Annotated in this window: 11 protein-coding genes; 6 read left to right on the top strand and 5 right to left on the bottom strand. The window is 59.5% G+C overall.

From position 1 onward, the window contains the following. The 3 genes from PY649_RS19825 to purD form a co-directional block, all read right to left on the bottom strand. Positions 1 to 849: cache domain-containing protein (locus PY649_RS19825; RefSeq protein WP_285870336.1), on the bottom strand; the 849-nt coding region annotated here is incomplete at its 3' end. Between the two features lie 390 nt (positions 850 to 1,239). Then, a complete protein-coding gene (locus PY649_RS19820; protein WP_285870334.1) occupies positions 1,240 to 1,668 on the bottom strand; it encodes a plant virulence effector HPE1-like domain-containing protein in 429 nt (142 codons plus the stop codon). A gap of 120 nt (positions 1,669 to 1,788) precedes the next feature. Then, positions 1,789 to 3,060 (bottom strand): phosphoribosylamine--glycine ligase, encoded by a 1,272-nt coding sequence (gene purD / locus PY649_RS19815; RefSeq protein WP_285870333.1) that lies wholly within the window; start codon positions 3,058 to 3,060, stop codon positions 1,789 to 1,791. A gap of 150 nt (positions 3,061 to 3,210) precedes the next feature. Here purD and PY649_RS19810 point away from each other — a divergent pair, with 150 nt between their 5' ends. Both PY649_RS19810 and PY649_RS19805 read left to right on the top strand, forming a co-directional pair. Beyond that, positions 3,211 to 5,520: a Tex family protein gene (locus tag PY649_RS19810; protein WP_285870332.1), complete on the top strand. Its 2,310-nt coding sequence runs from the start codon at positions 3,211 to 3,213 to the stop codon at positions 5,518 to 5,520. Positions 5,521 to 5,665: 145 nt separating this feature from the next. Continuing rightward, positions 5,666 to 6,925: a cyclopropane fatty acid synthase gene (locus PY649_RS19805; RefSeq protein ID WP_285870331.1), complete on the top strand. Its 1,260-nt coding sequence runs from the start codon at positions 5,666 to 5,668 to the stop codon at positions 6,923 to 6,925. A gap of 94 nt (positions 6,926 to 7,019) precedes the next feature. On the opposite strand, the gene PY649_RS19800 is transcribed toward PY649_RS19805, so the two are convergent. Further along, entirely contained in the window at positions 7,020 to 7,451 is a 432-nt protein-coding gene (locus tag PY649_RS19800) for a hypothetical protein (RefSeq protein ID WP_285870330.1), read from the bottom strand. Positions 7,452 to 7,743: 292 nt separating this feature from the next. On the opposite strand from PY649_RS19800, the gene PY649_RS19795 reads away from it, so the two are divergent. Together PY649_RS19795 and ubiA are read left to right on the top strand one after the other, a co-directional pair. Further along, complete coding sequence (locus PY649_RS19795) at positions 7,744 to 8,535, top strand: MipA/OmpV family protein (protein ID WP_432761380.1); 792 nt, start codon at positions 7,744 to 7,746, stop codon at positions 8,533 to 8,535. Between the two features lie 64 nt (positions 8,536 to 8,599). Continuing rightward, positions 8,600 to 9,562, top strand: coding sequence for a 4-hydroxybenzoate octaprenyltransferase (gene ubiA, locus PY649_RS19790; RefSeq protein WP_285870328.1), 963 nt, complete (start codon positions 8,600 to 8,602; stop codon positions 9,560 to 9,562). A 63-nt stretch (positions 9,563 to 9,625) separates the two neighbouring features. Here ubiA and PY649_RS19785 read toward each other — a convergent pair whose 3' ends face one another. Then, positions 9,626 to 10,192, bottom strand: a complete 567-nt coding sequence (locus tag PY649_RS19785; RefSeq protein ID WP_285870327.1) for a DUF6101 family protein — start codon at positions 10,190 to 10,192, stop codon at positions 9,626 to 9,628. 320 nt (positions 10,193 to 10,512) lie between these two features. Here PY649_RS19785 and PY649_RS19780 point away from each other — a divergent pair, with 320 nt between their 5' ends. Both PY649_RS19780 and PY649_RS19775 read left to right on the top strand, forming a co-directional pair. Next, positions 10,513 to 13,014: a DUF1217 domain-containing protein gene (locus PY649_RS19780; protein ID WP_285870326.1), complete on the top strand. Its 2,502-nt coding sequence runs from the start codon at positions 10,513 to 10,515 to the stop codon at positions 13,012 to 13,014. Positions 13,015 to 13,235: 221 nt separating this feature from the next. Beyond that, positions 13,236 to 16,220, top strand: a complete 2,985-nt coding sequence (locus PY649_RS19775) for a DNA translocase FtsK (RefSeq protein ID WP_285870325.1) — start codon at positions 13,236 to 13,238, stop codon at positions 16,218 to 16,220. Positions 16,221 to 16,284: the final 64 nt, after the last annotated feature.

Raw genomic sequence — 16,284 nt, 5'->3', positions numbered from 1 at the left:
CAGGTTCTGCTGGCGTTCGGCGTTGATTTCCTGCTCCTGGGCCGCCTGGCGCTCGGTCAGCGCATGGCGTTCGCGGATCTTTTCCTGCAGCGCCAGGGTCGCCTTGGCCATCAGGCCGATTTCATTCCCCATGCCGACATGCGGGATCGTCACCTTCACGTCTTCATCGGCAACGGCCTTCAGCGCGGCGTGAACCTCCGTCAGGGGTTTGGTGATGCCCCGAATGAAGTAGAGCGCGGCAGCGATGCCGATCAGGAAAACAACGCCGCAGATCAGCAGCGCATTCCACATCGTCGTGTTGATTTGGGCTTGGAGGTCGTCCATGTAGACACCGCAGCCGAGAACGAGCTGCCAGGGCGCGAAGGCGGCGGAATAGCTACCCTTCAGGAAGAAGTCGCTGTCGGGATGGCCGGGCTTGTTCCAATAATAGATGGTGCGGCCGCCGCCCTTGATACCCTTCTCGACCATTTCCTTGCTGAAATGCGTGCCGTTCTTATCAACCTGGCCGGACATGTCCTTGCCGATGTTGACCGGGCTTGGATGAATGCGCTGGATGACGTTGTAATCGAAGCCAAAGAAATAGCCCGACGGTTCGAAGCTGACATGTGATAGAACCTTGAAGGCCTCGGCCTGGGCGGCTTCGTGCGTCATCTCACCGGATTTTTCGCGCTGATAATATTGATTCAGGACAGAAATGCCGGACTCGACCTGCGTGCGGAGCATGTCGAATCGGTCGTCATAGATGGAATCCGCCTGCGACCGGATCTGGAAATAGGTCGCCACGGCGAAAGCCGCCATGAGCACGCCCAGAAGGGCGAAGAGTTGGTGTGCGATCTTGAGATTCTTCATAATGCCTCGCGCCAGGGTAGGGTGAATACCGGCGCGGTTTCCTACCGCCTGTGCGATCGCCTGGGAAAACCCAATACGCTTGCCGCCGCTCGAATGACATGCTGCTGTCCGGTGCAAGCAAAATCGCGCTTTATATCTAATAAACTTTTAATCAAATCAGAGTGATTGGAAATTAAGCAATTTTAATCAATCGACTTGTTGCATCGCAATAAACAATACTGAATCACGCTCAATATTAACTTGAGTCGCGCGCGAAGCTTCTATGTGTTGTCTATACAAAACGAATGCGCCCCTGCTTCTCTTCAGGGGCGCATTGGTCCGCCTTGCGGCAGACCCCGTCGACCGAAACTTTGGCCGGGCGGGGCAGGGAACGGGGTTAGGCAGCCATTATTACTGGCGAAGCTCAAAGCCGGAGAGATCGAGCGGCACGGGTTGCTTTGGGTTGGCGGAGTCGGGCAAGGCTGCGGTTTTCGCGGTGAGGTCGATGCCGTCAGCCGGAGCGCCGGCGGCTGCCAGTGCCTCGGGCGTCGGCTTGGAGATGAAGACAACCGGCGAGCCGCCCATCCAGGCCTCGGTGCGCACCACCTTCCTCTGGCCATCGATGTCGCGGACGACGATGGACTGTGTGCCCGGGGTCAGGTCCGGCACCACATAGTCCTTCTTGACCATTCGCGGTTTGAGGGCAGGGCAATCGGTGCAGACCTTCTCGACGATGCTGCCGGCGCTGGTTTCCGTCTTGCTGTCGATGGGTTGGATCGACGACGCCATGGCCGAGCCGCCGGCCAGCGCAAATGCCAAAGTCAGGAAGAGGGGACGCATTACAAACCACTCCATCTCATGTTGAGAGGGAGAATAACGTCCCTTTGTTTCTATCCCGTCAGGAGATTAGGTAAAAGTTTAGTGGACGGCAGAGAACGGGACAGGCTTGCGCTTTCCCCGTCAAATCTTTTCACGTTCGATTGCGCGCCAGCCTATGTCGCTGCGGTTGAAACCGTTTTCCCATTGCACCTCGCCAGCAAGGGCATAGGCGCGTTTTTGCGCCTCGCCTACGGTTTTGCCGGTGGCAGTGATATTCAGCACGCGGCCACCGGTTGCCACCAGAGCGCCGTCCTTCAGCGCTGTGCCGGCATGGAACACCTTGGCGCCATCACTGTCGGCGGGCAGAGCGGATATCGGCGTGTTCTTGGCGTAGGAGCCGGGATACCCCTTCGAGGCCATGACCACGGTCAACGCCACATCGTCGCTCCATTCGGCGCTGACCTGATCCAGCGTGCCGTTGGCGCAGGCAAGAAGCAGCGGCAGCAGGTCGCTCTTCAGGCGCATCATCAGGACCTGGCATTCCGGATCACCGAAACGGACATTGTATTCGATCAGCTCCGGCCCTTTGGCAGTGATCATCAGCCCGGCGAAGAAGACGCCAGAGAAGGGATAGCCGCTTTCCGCCATACCGCGGATCGTCGGCTCGATGATTTCCTTCATCGTGCGCTCGACCATGTCAGCCGTCATGACCGGGGCGGGCGAGTAGGCGCCCATGCCGCCGGTATTCGGGCCCGTATCGCCGTCGCCGACGCGCTTATGGTCCTGCGCGGTGGCGAGTGCCAGTGCATGCTTGCCGTCGCAAAGGCAGAAGAAGCTTGCCTCCTCGCCGTCGAGATAGGCTTCAACTACGACTTCGGCGCCGGCCTCTCCGAATGCGCCTTCGAAACAGTCGTCGATCGCGGCAAGCGCTTCCTCGACCGTCATCGCCACGGTGACGCCCTTGCCGGCGGCAAGCCCATCGGCCTTGACGACAATGGGCGCACCCTGCGCCCGAATATAGGCTTTCGCTTTCGGCGCATTGTTGAAGCGATGATAAGCGCCGGTCGGGATATCGTAGCGGGCGCAAATATCCTTGGTGAAGCCCTTGGAGCCTTCCAACTGCGCGGCAGCGGCAGACGGCCCGAAGACGGCGATGTTGTCGGCGCGCAACCGGTCGGTAAGGCCGGCGACCAGCGGCGCTTCCGGACCGACGACGACGAAGTCGATGGACTTCTCCTTGCAGAAGGCGGCGATCGCGTCATGGTCTTCGATGTCGATGGCAGCAAGTGTCGCGTGTTCAGCAATGCCGGGATTGCCGGGCGCAGCATAGAATTCCGTCATCAGCGGCGATTGCGCCAGCTTCCAGGCCAGCGCATGCTCGCGTCCGCCCGATCCGATCAACAGAACTTTCATGGCTTGCCCTTCTCTTACGTCCATTTGCGCGGTTAAGGGCCGCTGGACCAAAGGTCAAGCGGCAAATCCTGTGGAGGCATAGGCTACAACATTGCAACGCCTTTTTGTGCCACTATGGTCGCCGCACTTCTATCAAGTTCAGAGAATCATATGGCCGCTGACATCCGCTCTCTTGCCGCAACCATCGCCACTGAGATCAATTCCCGTCCCGATCAGGCCAAGGCCGCGATCGAGCTTCTCGACGAAGGTGCGACAGTGCCGTTCATCGCCCGCTATCGCAAGGAGGTGACCGGTGGTCTCGACGACGGTCAGCTGCGCACATTGGCGGAACGCCTCGTCTATCTGCGCGAGCTGGAAGCCCGCCGCGCGGCTATCGTCGAGTCGATCACCGGCCAGGGCAAGATGACCGACGAGCTGATGCGCAAGATCGCCGTGGTCGCCACCAAGGCCGAGCTGGAAGATCTCTATCTGCCGTATAAGCCGAAGCGCCGTACCCGCGCCGAAATCGCCAGGGAGCGCGGCCTCGGTCCGCTCGCCGACACCATTCTTGCCGATCGCTCCAAGGAGCCGGCCATCCTCGCCGAAGGTTTCATCACCGCTGACGTACCGGACGTGAAGACGGCGCTCGAAGGCGCACGCGACATCATCGCCGAAGGCATTGCCGAAAATGCCGATCTCCTCGGCAAGCTGCGCACCTATATGAAAGCGAATGCACTGCTGAAAGCCAAGGTCGTGGACGGCAAGCAGGAGGCGGGCGCGAAATTCGCCGACTATTTCGATCATCAGGAGCGCTGGGCAATCGCACCTGGCCACCGCGCGCTCGCCATGCTGCGCGGCTGGAATGAGGAGATGCTGACGCTCACCATCGAGGTCGACGTCGATGCGGTCTCGCCGAACAAGCCGGTCGAGCGGATGATCGCGACGGCTTACGAGATCGGCGCGGGCAAACCCGGCGATCGCTGGCTGATGGAGGTGGCGAGCTGGACCTGGCGCGTCAAGCTCTCCATGTCTCTGTCGCTCGACCTGATGCGCGAGTTGCGCGAACGCGCCGAAGAAGAAGCCATCCACGTCTTCGCCCGCAATCTGAAGGATCTCCTGCTTGCCGCTCCGGCCGGCTCGCGCGCGACCATGGGCCTCGATCCGGGAATCCGCACCGGCGTCAAGGTCGCCGTGGTCGACGGCACCGGCAAGTTGCTGGAGACGACGACGGTTTATCCCTTCCCGCCGAAGAACGACGTGCGCGGCACGCAGGCGACATTGGCCGCGCTGGTGCGCAGGTACAACGTCGAACTTATCTCCATCGGCAATGGCACCGGTAGCCGCGAGACGGAGAAGCTCGTGACCGACATGCTAACCGATCTGCCGGCGCCGAAGCCGATGAAAGTCATTGTCTCGGAAGCGGGAGCATCCGTCTATTCGGCCTCCGAGACGGCCGCGCTGGAATTTCCCGGTCTCGACGTGTCGCTACGCGGCGCCGTCTCCATCGCCCGTCGCCTGCAGGATCCGTTGGCGGAGCTCGTCAAGATCGAGCCGAAGTCGATTGGCGTCGGACAGTACCAGCACGACGTCGACCAGCAGAAGCTGTCACGCTCGCTGGACGCCGTGGTGGAAGATGCGGTCAATGCGGTTGGCGTCGATCTGAATACGGCGTCCGCGCCGCTGCTTGCCCGCGTTTCCGGTCTTGGCCCGTCGATCGCCGAGGCGATCGTCAAGCACCGCGATGGCGAGGGGCGTTTCGAAACCCGCCGCGATCTCCTGAAGGTTGCCCGCCTCGGCCAACGCACCTTCGAGCAATGCGCCGGCTTCCTGCGCATCCCCAATGGCAAGGAGCCGCTGGACGCCTCGTCGGTGCATCCGGAAGCCTATGGCGTGGCCAAGAGGATCGTTGCGGCCTGCGGCCGTGATCTGCGCAGTCTGATGGGTGACGCAGCAGTGCTGAAGGCCATCGATCCGCGCCAGTTCATCGATGAAAAATTCGGCCTGCCGACAGTGCGCGATATCATCGCCGAACTGGAAAAACCCGGCCGGGATCCGCGCCCAAGCTTCAAGACGGCGACCTTCGCCGAGGGAATCAACGAGATCGGCGATCTCAAGCCCGGCATGCTGCTGGAAGGTACGGTGACCAACGTCGCCGCCTTCGGCGCCTTCGTCGATATCGGCGTCCACCAGGATGGTCTAGTCCACGTCTCGCAGCTCGCCGACCGCTTCGTGAAGGACCCGCATGAGGTGGTCAAGGCCGGCGATGTCGTGAAAGTTAAGGTTGTGGAGATCGACGTCAAACGTAAGCGAATCGGTCTCACCATGCGCAAAGATGGCAGCACTGTGGCAGCCGCGCCCGGACGGGAATCACGCGAACAAAGCGGCGCGCGCAACGCTGGCGGTAGGCATGACGGCCGGCCAAAACCGGAACAACAGGGCAGTTTCGGCGCCGCTTTAGCCGATGCACTCAAGCGAAAATAAGCACTTAGCGAGAGTCAGTGCAGGAATGTCACACTCTGGCAGAGTTGTTGCCGGAGTGCCAACGCATGCGAAAAGGTGAGCTTGCCACAAGGCTCTGAGACGCTAAAGTCTGCCTTAATGTCATGTCATAATAGGCGAGGCGTCCATGGCGTCGGCACTCTTCTCGATTGTCAAGAAAATCATCCGTAAAGGCTCCCTGAAACTTACGCTCGCTTCCGGCGAGACGCACATGATCGGCGATGGGTCCGGCGAAACAGTCGCCGTTCGCTTGGCCGATCAGCAGGCGGAGGATGCGATTGCGCGCGATCCGACCCTGAAGCTCGGCGAAATGTACATGGAAGGGCGCTTCATTCTCGAGCAGGGGGATATCTATGAATTCCTCTCCTTGGTGAAGCAGAACACCACAAACGAAATCTTTGATCTGCGCATGGCGGCGCTGCTGATCGGCCGCATCGCCTGGCAGCAGATCAAGAGCCGCTCGCCGATCAACCGCAACAAATACAATGTTGCGCATCACTACGATCTGTCGGCCAAGCTGTTCGATCTCTTCCTCGACGAGGACTGGCAGTATTCCTGCGCCTATTTCGTGCCGCCGGGCATCAGCCTCGATGAGGCGCAAGTGGCCAAGAAGCGCCATATCACCGCCAAGCTGCTGGTTGAGCCCGGCCAGCGCGTTCTGGAGATCGGTTCCGGCTGGGGTGGCATGGGCTTGTATCTTGCCGAAGCCAACCCTGGCCTCGATTTCACCGGCATCACACTCAGCGAAGAACAGCTCAAGGTCTCGCGCGATCGTGCCGCCAAGCGTGGGCTATCCGATCGCGTCCGTTTCGAGCTGCAGGACTACCGCTACCTGACAGGCAAGAAGTTCGACCGCATCGTCTCGGTCGGCATGTTCGAACATGTCGGCATTGGTGACTACGGCAAGTTCTTCAAGAAGGTTTCGGAGCTGCTCGACGACAACGGCGTCATGGTGCTGCATTCCATCGCCCGTCCGAAGCCGAGCTTTGCGACAAACGCCTTTATCGAGAAGTATATCTTCCCGGGCGGCTATATTCCGTCTGTCGGAGAGACCACGCCGCCGCTGGAAAAGGCCGGGCTTCTGGTCAAGGATGTCGAAATCCTGCCGATGCACTATGCCCATACGCTGCGGCACTGGCGTAACCGTTTCGTGGCGCGCAAGGCCGAGGCTGTCGCGCTCTACGACGAGAAGTTCTTCCGCATGTGGGAGTTCTATCTGGCCGGCTCGGAAATGGGCTTCCGCTGGGATGAACTTTTCATCATGCAGATTCAGATTTCCAAGAACCAGTTCGCCGTTCCCGACAACCGCAACTACATTGCCGAGCGCGAAGCGAAGCTCAGGGAATTCGAGGCGACGCGTGCGCCGCTCGAAAAGGTGGCGTTCTAAACGTCCGCTGTCATTTTTTAAACCGCGCCGGGCCATGTAAATCCATGGACCCGGCGTTTTGATTTTCCTACCGCCAGCAGCGACGGAACGCGTGTCATTTGACCACTTGAATCGTCAGATTCTCGTCATTGACTTTATTTGCGTACAACACCGTCATGCGCACGGTGAACTGATCCGTGCCGGTGAAGCCGAGATCGGAGGTGTAGTATACCGTGGTGCCTTCAACCGGCTTGCCGCTGCAGATATAAACGTCGCTGTCCTTGTCGTATTTGACGCGAACCGGGCCATGTTCGAACGTGACTTTCCCATGGGCGGGTTGCTTGATGATCCCCGTATAGGGATAGGAGTTGAACGTGCAATCCCGCTTCACCGAAGCGACCATTCCAAGTGCCGTCTTTTTGCCGGAGATGGCTCTATGAGTGTATTGGTTTTGTTTGGTGCCATCGAGTGGCGCGCCGACGCAGCCTGAAAGCGTCACGCCGATGCCGACGAATGCGCTGAGAGAAATCAAGGATATAGATCTCATTCCGCTCCCTTAATTTGGTTTGAATATCAGTAAAATATTACTTACGCTTCCGACGGCTAATCGTTACCTTTGATTGAGTAATGCTTGCGGAAATTAAATCACCGCGACACATCGGCGCAGGCCTGGAGTTAGTGTAAGTTCCTACTAAAATATAAGCCGTCACCACTCGAATTCAGTCGTGTTTGGTTAAGAGAGCGGTAACACGATCCGAATAATTTGCGGCCACTCTGTGGGTCTGTACGGCCTTTTGTATTGCGTATTATGGAGTTGCTTAGTGTTTGCGAAATCGCGTCTGTTTTTCACCCTCGGTTTGTTTGCCGCCTCCGCAGGCGCCGCTTCGGCTGGGGATGGTCAGCATTTTTGGTCGGGTGATTGGTATCTAAGCGTCGGCGCAGCCGGTTTCACCGCGCCGAAATTCGAAGGCAGCAAGCATAACAGGCTGCAATGGTCGCCGTTGATCTCCGTTGGCAAACAGGGTCCAGGCCCGCGTTTTTCCTCCCGCAACGACAATCCCTCTTTTGCGCTCATCGATAATGACGGCATCCGGGCCGGCATCGTCGGCAAATTCGTGCCGAGTCGTGATTCCAGTGACGGTCATGAGTTGAAGGGCCTGAAGAAGGTCAAGTGGGGCGCCGAAGTCGGCGGCTTCGTCGAAGCCTATCCGACCGACTGGCTGCGCGCGCGTGTCGAAGTTCGCCAGGGCATTCGCGCGCATAGCGGCATCGTCGCCGACGCTGCCGTTGATGCCTTCACCGATATCACGCCGGAACTGCGCCTTTCCGGCGGTCCGCGCATGACGCTCGCCTCCACCGACTATTTCGACGCCTATTATGGCGTTAACGCCAAGGAGTCGGCTGCGTCAGGCCTCAGCCCCTACAATCCGGGCGGCGGCGTGAAGTCGGTCGGCGCCGGCGGCGCTCTGACCTGGAAGGCGACACAAAACTGGACCACCAGCACATTCCTCGAATACAGCCGCCTGACTGGCCCTGCTGCCGACAGCAGCCTGGTGCGTGAGCGCGGCGACCGCAACCAGTTGCTGGTTGGTGTCTCGGCCAGCTACAAGTTCAATTTCACGCTGAACTGAGAAAAGAGCGGGGTTGCAGCCCCGCTGCTTGACCGCGGGCGCCAGATGTCACTACTACTCGCCTATGCAAAATACAGGCGACATCAATGGGCGCGTCGCTGACGCGCCGTCTGGCAATTGGGTTTACCGTATCCTGCCCCCGGCGCTCTGGCCCTACGCGCAGCTTGCGCGCTGGGACAGGCCGATCGGCTGGCAGCTTTTGATGTGGCCATGCTTCTGGTCGGCTGCGCTGGCGGCCAATGCCACGGTGGCGGCGGGCCAGGCCTCGCCCGGCTTTCTGTTGATCTACCACCTCATTCTCTATTTTATCGGCGCCGTTGCCATGCGCGGCGCCGGCTGCACTTATAATGATCTGGTCGATCATGAGATCGATATGGAAGTGGCCCGCACACGCTCGCGCCCGCTGCCGTCCGGGCGCGTGACGCGCTGGCAAGCCAAGGTGTTCATTGCGCTGCAGGCCCTGGTCGGACTGCTGGTGCTGGTGCAATTCAATTGGTTCGCCGTCATTCTCGGCGTGTTGTCGCTTGCCGTCGTTGCGCTCTATCCCTTTGCCAAGCGTTTTACCGATTGGCCGCAGTTCTTCTTGGGGCTGGCTTTTTCCTGGGGCGCCTTGATGGGCTGGGCCGGACTGTTCGGCAGCCTGTCGCTCGCTCCTATCGTGCTCTATGCGGCCGCCATTCTGTGGACGATCGGTTATGACACGATCTATGCCCATCAGGACAAGGAGGACGACGAGCTGATCGGCGTACGCTCCACCGCCCGGCTCTTTGGCGACAAAACGCGCCTCTGGCTGATCGGCCTTTATGGCGCGTCGCTGGTGCTGATGCTGTTGTCCTTTGCGCTGGCGGGAGCAGGGTGGCTCTCCTATGTGGGCATTATCGTTGCCGGCGGCATGTTCGCCTTTCAGATCGCTGTGCTCGACATTAACGATGCGCAACAATGCCTGGCCCTGTTCAAGTCCAACAGCAAGGTCGGCCTCATCATCTTCGCCGGCCTCTTCCTGTCGTTTCTGTTCCTCGTTCCCTGATGAAACGACAAAGCCCGGCGCTGGCATGCCGGGCTTCGATCTAATAGGCGATGGACGAAAGCTTTAATTCCGCGCGATGATCTCGCGGCCTTCGATCTTCATCTTGATGCCGAGCTTGCCGGTTGTGCGTCGCACGAGGAAGCGTGGGCGGCGATTGGCGAAATAGGAGTGGCGGCGACGGGGCTGGATATCGCGGGTGGAAACCCCGCCCAAATGCTCTTCCAGCGGACGCGCGACGCCGTCGGCTTCGATCATCAGCATCGGGATGCGGAAGGCTTCCGACCATGAACGCCAGTCGGCGGCGATGTCGCTCAGATCATGCGCGACGAGGAGGGGGATGCAGAGGTCGGGATCCTCATGATGCAACTCCAAAGTCACCGTGACTTCGCCGTCGCCATGGTCGATGGCGCGGGCGGCGACGCCCTTAAAGGCACGCTTTGGCAGTGCGACCGACAGCGGCAGGCCGCTGGACGGCAAAATCTTGCGCAGCACCGCGCCCCGCTCGTCGATCGTGATGGTGACATCACCCGCGGCACCGCGCATGGCATAGCTGACCTGTTGCGGAAAGCGCGTCGGATCAAGCCGCAGTGTGGTTCCAGCCCAATCGGGCTTCAGGACGGTATTTGTCATCTAATCTCTACCCTTGCTTTACCTGAGAGCCGGTTTTCCGGTCTTCTTACGGAGAACTTTTTGTCCTCTCGTTGGGGTGCAGATTAGGCGCCGCCTCTTCCAGACAGCTTAAAAATCGCGGTTAAGAAAACTTTGCGTCCTCAGATGGTTAGCAAAATCGAATGCATCAGGGTTTCCATAAAGTGAATGCACGGCCAAATCGGTTGTGCCGGTCTGATGCACGTAACGGCTGAAGTATTGTAAGTCTCGGGTAAGGTTTAGCTGCGATACTGCCGAGAGATTCGCTCGCGTATATTAGAGATTTATTGGGACTCACGCTGATGATATCCACCTATCTTGGCTACTCGATCGCGACCAGGAGTATGGCGACGACACTCAATCAGGTGGCATCTCAAGCGCAGAACAAACGCGAGATCGACTATTACAATGCCAATATTGGCAAGGTCAAAAATGTCGACGATTTCATGAACGACTATCAGCTCTATAGCTATGCTATGGAAGCCTACGGTCTTTCGGACATGACCTATGCCAAGGCCTTTATGAAACAGGTGCTGACCAGCGACCTCAGCGACTCCAGCAGTTTCGCAAATAAGCTGACGGATCCGCGCTATAAGGAGTTCGCCGCCGCGTTCAATTTCGGCACGAGCAGCGATTCGACCGCGCAAACCAGTGAACAGGAAGACGATCTGGTCGGTCTTTACCAGCAGTCCTTTACGACTGAGGAAACCAACGCCGCCACCGAAACAACTTATTACAGCCAGCACATCAGCGACGTTAAATCCGTGGATGATCTCCTCGGTAACACGCGCCTGAGAAACTATGTGCTGCAGGCCTATGGGATCGATCCGACCTATGTGTCGAATTCATTCCTGAAACAGATGTTGACGAGCGACGTCAGCGATCCGAACAGCTTCGTAAATCAGAATGGCAGTGCGGCCGACAAGGCGATCGTCGCCGAATTCAATTTCAACGCCGACGGGACGGTGAAGACGTCGACGGCGGATGCGGACACGTCATACTACGAAAGCCAGATCAGCACGATTACCTCTGTCGATCAGCTCACGTCCAATCCCAGGCTGTTCGACTATGTCAAAACCGCCTTCGGTATCCCGGTCTATATCACCGCCGACCAATTCAATGCTTCGGCTGAAGATGCGGGTGTTGCGAAGACGAATGGGCTGACCGATGTGATGGCGCAGTTCAATTTCCAAGCCGACGGCACGGTCGCCAGCGGCTCGCAGGCGCAGACCGCTGCTCAGATGAGCGCGACGACGACCGCCTATGCAACGAATTACCCGGGCGGCCCGCAGACACTCGGCCAGACGGCCGACGTCATGAGCGCTTACAATTCCACCGTTCCCTCGTTTACGACCGATGTCGGTGCCACCGATAATGCTCTTTATTACAAGGATCACATCGGCTCCATCACCTCTGTCGACCAGCTGACCTCGGACACCCGGCTCTTCGATTTCATCAAGACAGCCTATGGGATCGATCCGACCACCCCCGCTGTCGTATTCAAAAACGCCTTCGGCGACCCCACCACGGCCTCGATCTTTGGCCTCACCAATGTTGTTGCGGCGTTTAACTTCCAGGCGGACGGCACCCTGGCGGCCGGGGATACGGCGCAGTCCCAGGCTGCGACCGATGCGGCCTCGACCACCTATATGACGAACTACAAGACATCGCAGTCGTCTCTGACCACCGACGCGGTCAACAATTACAAGAACCGCATTACCGGCGTGAAGAATATCAACGACTTCTTCGCCACCAATGCCACGGACAGCAGCCAGTCCAACGACTCTCTTCCCGAGCTCTACCAAATGGCGCTGCGCGCTTATGGCATCAGCCCGGATGAGATGTCGCAGACGCAGATGAAGAAGGTTCTCGAGAGCGATCCCTACGATCCGAAGAGCTATGTGAGCTCGCTCAAGGATACGCGTTTCACCAATCTCGCCAAAGCCTTCAATTTCGACAGTAACGGCAAGCTGAAGCAGCCGGTCCAGGCTTTGTCACAGACGCAGATCAATAACTACATCTCCGAATATTCCAGCAGCAGCACGGCAGGGCTGACGGGTGCTCAGGCAACAAAGGCCACGAGCGACGCGAAGACTGCTGGCACCTATTTTGCGACCAATATCGTCAAGATCACCAGCGTCACCGATCTTCTCGCCGACAGCAAGCTCACCGATTTCATTCTGACTGCCAATGGTATCGACCCGAAGACCGTCACCACCGCGACCCTGAAGAAGGCCTTCGCCTCCGATCCGTCGAGCTCTAAGAGCTTCATCAACACGGCTGATGGCGCGCAGTTCAAGAATATCGTCGAGGCGTTCAACTTCGACACCGACGGAAACCTGACGGACGCGAAACTGGGTACCGCACAGAATCAGGGCGCGATCGCTCAGACCAACGACCTGTTCCTGCATCAGACCCTGGAGGATCAGGAAGGTCAGACCAACGCCGGCGTGCGCCTTGCGCTCTACTTCCAGCGCAAGGCGCCCAATATCCATTCCATCTACGATATCATGGGCGACACCGCGCTCTACCAGGTCATAACGACGGCTTTCAGCCTGCCGAGTTCGATCTCGTCGATGGATGTCACTCAGCAGGCCAAGCTGCTGGGCAACTATGTCAATGTCACCGACCTGCAGAAGCCGGACAAGGTCACCAAGCTGCTGCAGCGGTTCTCGGCCATGTACGATCTGGCGAACAACACCACGTCGTCGACCTCGCCCGCCCTGTCGATTCTCACCGGCTCCTCAAGCGTCGGGATCAGCGCCGATACGCTCCTCTCGATCGCGCAGCTTTCCAGCAAATAGCGAGTGATTCCCTAAAATGGTTCTCGGTTCGCGCCGCTTTCACATGCGGCGCGGGAGTAACTCCGCACGTCTGTTGCCGCCGCGCCGATATGGACCGTTCTAATGCTCAGGAGACTCGGAATAAGTGCATTCGACGCCGATAAGAAGGAACTTATTAACCGTCTTTGCCCTATTCGATTTGTGAAGCCATCGGCAATATCAATGACTGGGTTGCAGGTCTCATGCGTCTTTCCCGAATGAACATTTCGAATGCGGCAACTGGCTTCCAGGAGGAGGGCGAGCTGACCCCCGAACAGGTCGCGGAGGAAGCACGCCGGGCCGAGCAGATCGCCGCACGCCGCGCATTTCTGGAAGAGAAGATCCGCAATGCGCGCGAGGCGAAGCGTCAAGCCGAGGAACGGCGTCGCGCCGAAGAATTGCGGCTTGCGGAAGAGGCTCGGCTGCGGATCGCCGCCGCACCAAAACCGCTCGTGGACGCCTTGCAAGCCAGCACAGCGACAAGCGGCTCGATCATGCCTGTCACCCCGCATGGGATATCGGCTGAGGAACTTGCCTCGCCCGGCTGGCAAAACGCCTTTCTGATGGGGCCGAACGTCCGTTTCACCCGCACGCGTGAGGCCGAGATCATCAGCCGGCGCCCGCCCGCGGAGCCTGCGCCCATCTTGGCGCCCCCGGCCGTGAACCACGCTGCAATGCGGGTTATGGAGCCGCCGGTAGTCGAATCACCCGCATCGATTGATATTCCGCAAGAGGAACAGTCGGCCGAATTCCATCTGCCGCCATGGGAAGACATGCCCTTCGTGGCGGAGACCTACAAGCCTACCGTAATTCAGAAATCTCCGGCGATGCAGCCGGACGCATTGGAGATGACCGTCATCGCTACCGCATTCCATAAGGCTCCTGCCATCGCGCTGGATGCCTCGCCGTCACTACCGAAAGTGCAAGAATCCGTCGCCGCGCCTGTGGTAGAGTCGCGGCTCGCCCATCTCTCCGATTTCGCTTTCTGGGACGCCATGCCCTTCGAAAGCGATTTCCTTTCCGCCCTCAAGGGAACGCCGGCTCAGCCGGTGCTCATCCCCGAGCTGCAAGCCGATGCCGAATCGATCGTCGCGAAATTCCGCGTCGTCGAATGCCGCCGTTCGGCGCCTGTCGCCGCGATGCCGCAAGAGATCGCTGTTTTTCAGAATGTTGCCGTCGCTGTGCCGGTTGAACTCCAGCCCGTTGCAGAGGCTGCCTCGATCAGCACATTCGTGATCGACGAGCTTGCTGCGCTAGAAGCCATTGCATTGGCGCCCGTCGTGCCAGCAACGGCGGAAGCGGCTGCGCCGGCCCCCACCGAGCCGGAAGTGACCGAGCCTGCACCCTTCGTTCCGCCCGCCTTCGTCACGGCCGTCTTTACCAATGAAGCCAAGACCGCTGCCGAGCCGCAGCCAGCTCCAGCCCCGAGCATGCCATCGCCCGCGCAGGTCATGGTCGTTGCTCCGATGCCGGTTCGGACATCGGCGCCGGCTGCTGCCGCTCCCATTGTCGAAGTAAAGCCGGTCATTGCCGCTGTGGAAGCGGCCAAGCAGCGTCTGATTGATCCGCCGCCGTCGCAGATCACGCCGCGCAGGCCCGCCGCCCTGACACCGCCAGAGTGGCGTCCGATCGCGCGCAGCGGCGAGGGCGAATACGAATTTCCGCCCCGTGAACTGCTGCAAGAGCCGGTGGCCCGGTCCGGCGTGATCATGACGCAGGAAACGCTGGAGCAGAACGCCGGTCTTCTTGAAAGCGTTCTGGAGGACTTCGGCGTCAAGGGCGAGATCATCCATGTTCGTCCCGGCCCGGTCGTCACCCTCTATGAATTCGAGCCGGCTCCCGGCGTCAAATCTTCGCGCGTCATCAATCTTGCTGACGATATTGCCCGCTCGATGTCGGCGCTTTCGGCCCGCGTTGCCGTCGTCCCCGGCCGCAATGTCATCGGTATCGAACTGCCGAACGTCACCCGCGAGACCGTCTACTTCCGCGAAATGATCGAGTCGGCGGATTTCGAGAAGAGCGGCTACAAGCTGGCGCTCGGTCTCGGCAAGACCATCGGCGGCGAACCGGTCATCGCTGAACTCGCCAAGATGCCGCATCTGCTCGTTGCCGGCACCACCGGTTCGGGCAAGTCGGTCGCCATCAACACGATGATCTTGTCGCTGCTCTATCGCATGACGCCGGAGCAGTGCCGCCTGATCATGGTCGACCCGAAGATGCTCGAACTTTCCGTCTATGACGGCATCCCGCACCTGCTGACCCCCGTCGTCACCGATCCCAAGAAGGCCGTCATGGCGCTGAAATGGGCCGTGCGCGAGATGGAGGATCGCTATCGCAAGATGTCGCGCCTCGGCGTCCGCAACATCGACGGCTATAACAGCCGCGTCGCGTCCGCCCGCGAAAAGGGTGAGACGATCCATGTCATGGTTCAGACCGGCTTCGACAAGGGCACCGGTGCTCCGATCGAAGAGAGCCAGGAAATGGACTTGACGCCGATGCCCTATATCGTCGTCATCGTCGACGAAATGGCCGACCTGATGATGGTTGCCGGCAAGGAAATCGAAGGCGCGATCCAGCGTCTGGCGCAGATGGCACGCGCCGCCGGTATCCACCTGATCATGGCGACGCAGCGCCCCTCGGTCGATGTCATCACCGGCACGATCAAGGCGAACTTCCCGACGCGCATCTCCTTCCAGGTGACCTCGAAGATCGACAGCCGCACCATCCTTGGCGAGCAGGGGGCCGAACAGCTCCTCGGCCAGGGCGACATGCTGCACATGGCCGGCGGCGGGCGCATCTCTCGCGTTCACGGTCCCTTTGTCTCGGATGAAGAGGTCGAAAAGGTCGTCGCGCATCTGAAGACTCAGGGGCGGCCGGAATATCTCGATACGGTCACCGCTGACGAGGACGAGGAAGAAGATGCGGCGGTCTTCGACAAGGGCGCCATCGCCTCGGAAGACGGCGACGATCTCTACGAACAGGCGATCAAGGTTGTCATGCGCGACAAGAAGTGCTCGACCTCCTACATCCAACGCCGCCTCGGTATCGGCTACAACCGCGCTGCCTCGCTCGTCGAGCGCATGGAGAAGGACGGCCTTGTCGGCCCGGCAAACCATGTCGGCAAGCGCGAGATCATTTCGGGCAACCGGAACGGCGGCGGCAATTCGGGCCAGGACGATTTCGATTAATCAGCCCGGCATAGCCGGCACGACATCAGATCGACACTGCGAAGCGGCTCTCCGATAGAGGGCC

The organism is Rhizobium mayense, from assembly GCF_030272705.1.
GTDB classification, from domain to species: domain Bacteria; phylum Pseudomonadota; class Alphaproteobacteria; order Rhizobiales; family Rhizobiaceae; genus Rhizobium; species Rhizobium mayense.
The sequence above is the reverse complement of the archived record's forward strand: the minus strand, read 5'-3'. Positions and strand labels throughout refer to the sequence as shown.

Excerpts from the sequence above, each read along its gene's own strand:
- ubiA (WP_285870328.1), top strand. The coding sequence starts at position 8,600 with ATGCAAAATACAGGCGACATCAATGGGCGCGTCGCTGACGCGCCGTCT.
- PY649_RS19785 (WP_285870327.1), bottom strand. The coding sequence starts at position 10,192 with ATGACAAATACCGTCCTGAAGCCCGATTGGGCTGGAACCACACTGCGG.
- PY649_RS19820 (WP_285870334.1), bottom strand. The coding sequence starts at position 1,668 with ATGCGTCCCCTCTTCCTGACTTTGGCATTTGCGCTGGCCGGCGGCTCG.
- PY649_RS19800 (WP_285870330.1), bottom strand. The coding sequence starts at position 7,451 with ATGAGATCTATATCCTTGATTTCTCTCAGCGCATTCGTCGGCATCGGC.
- PY649_RS19805 (WP_285870331.1), top strand. The coding sequence starts at position 5,666 with ATGGCGTCGGCACTCTTCTCGATTGTCAAGAAAATCATCCGTAAAGGC.
- PY649_RS19775 (WP_285870325.1), top strand. The coding sequence starts at position 13,236 with ATGCGTCTTTCCCGAATGAACATTTCGAATGCGGCAACTGGCTTCCAG.
- purD (WP_285870333.1), bottom strand. The coding sequence starts at position 3,060 with ATGAAAGTTCTGTTGATCGGATCGGGCGGACGCGAGCATGCGCTGGCC.
- PY649_RS19810 (WP_285870332.1), top strand. The coding sequence starts at position 3,211 with ATGGCCGCTGACATCCGCTCTCTTGCCGCAACCATCGCCACTGAGATC.
- PY649_RS19780 (WP_285870326.1), top strand. The coding sequence starts at position 10,513 with ATGATATCCACCTATCTTGGCTACTCGATCGCGACCAGGAGTATGGCG.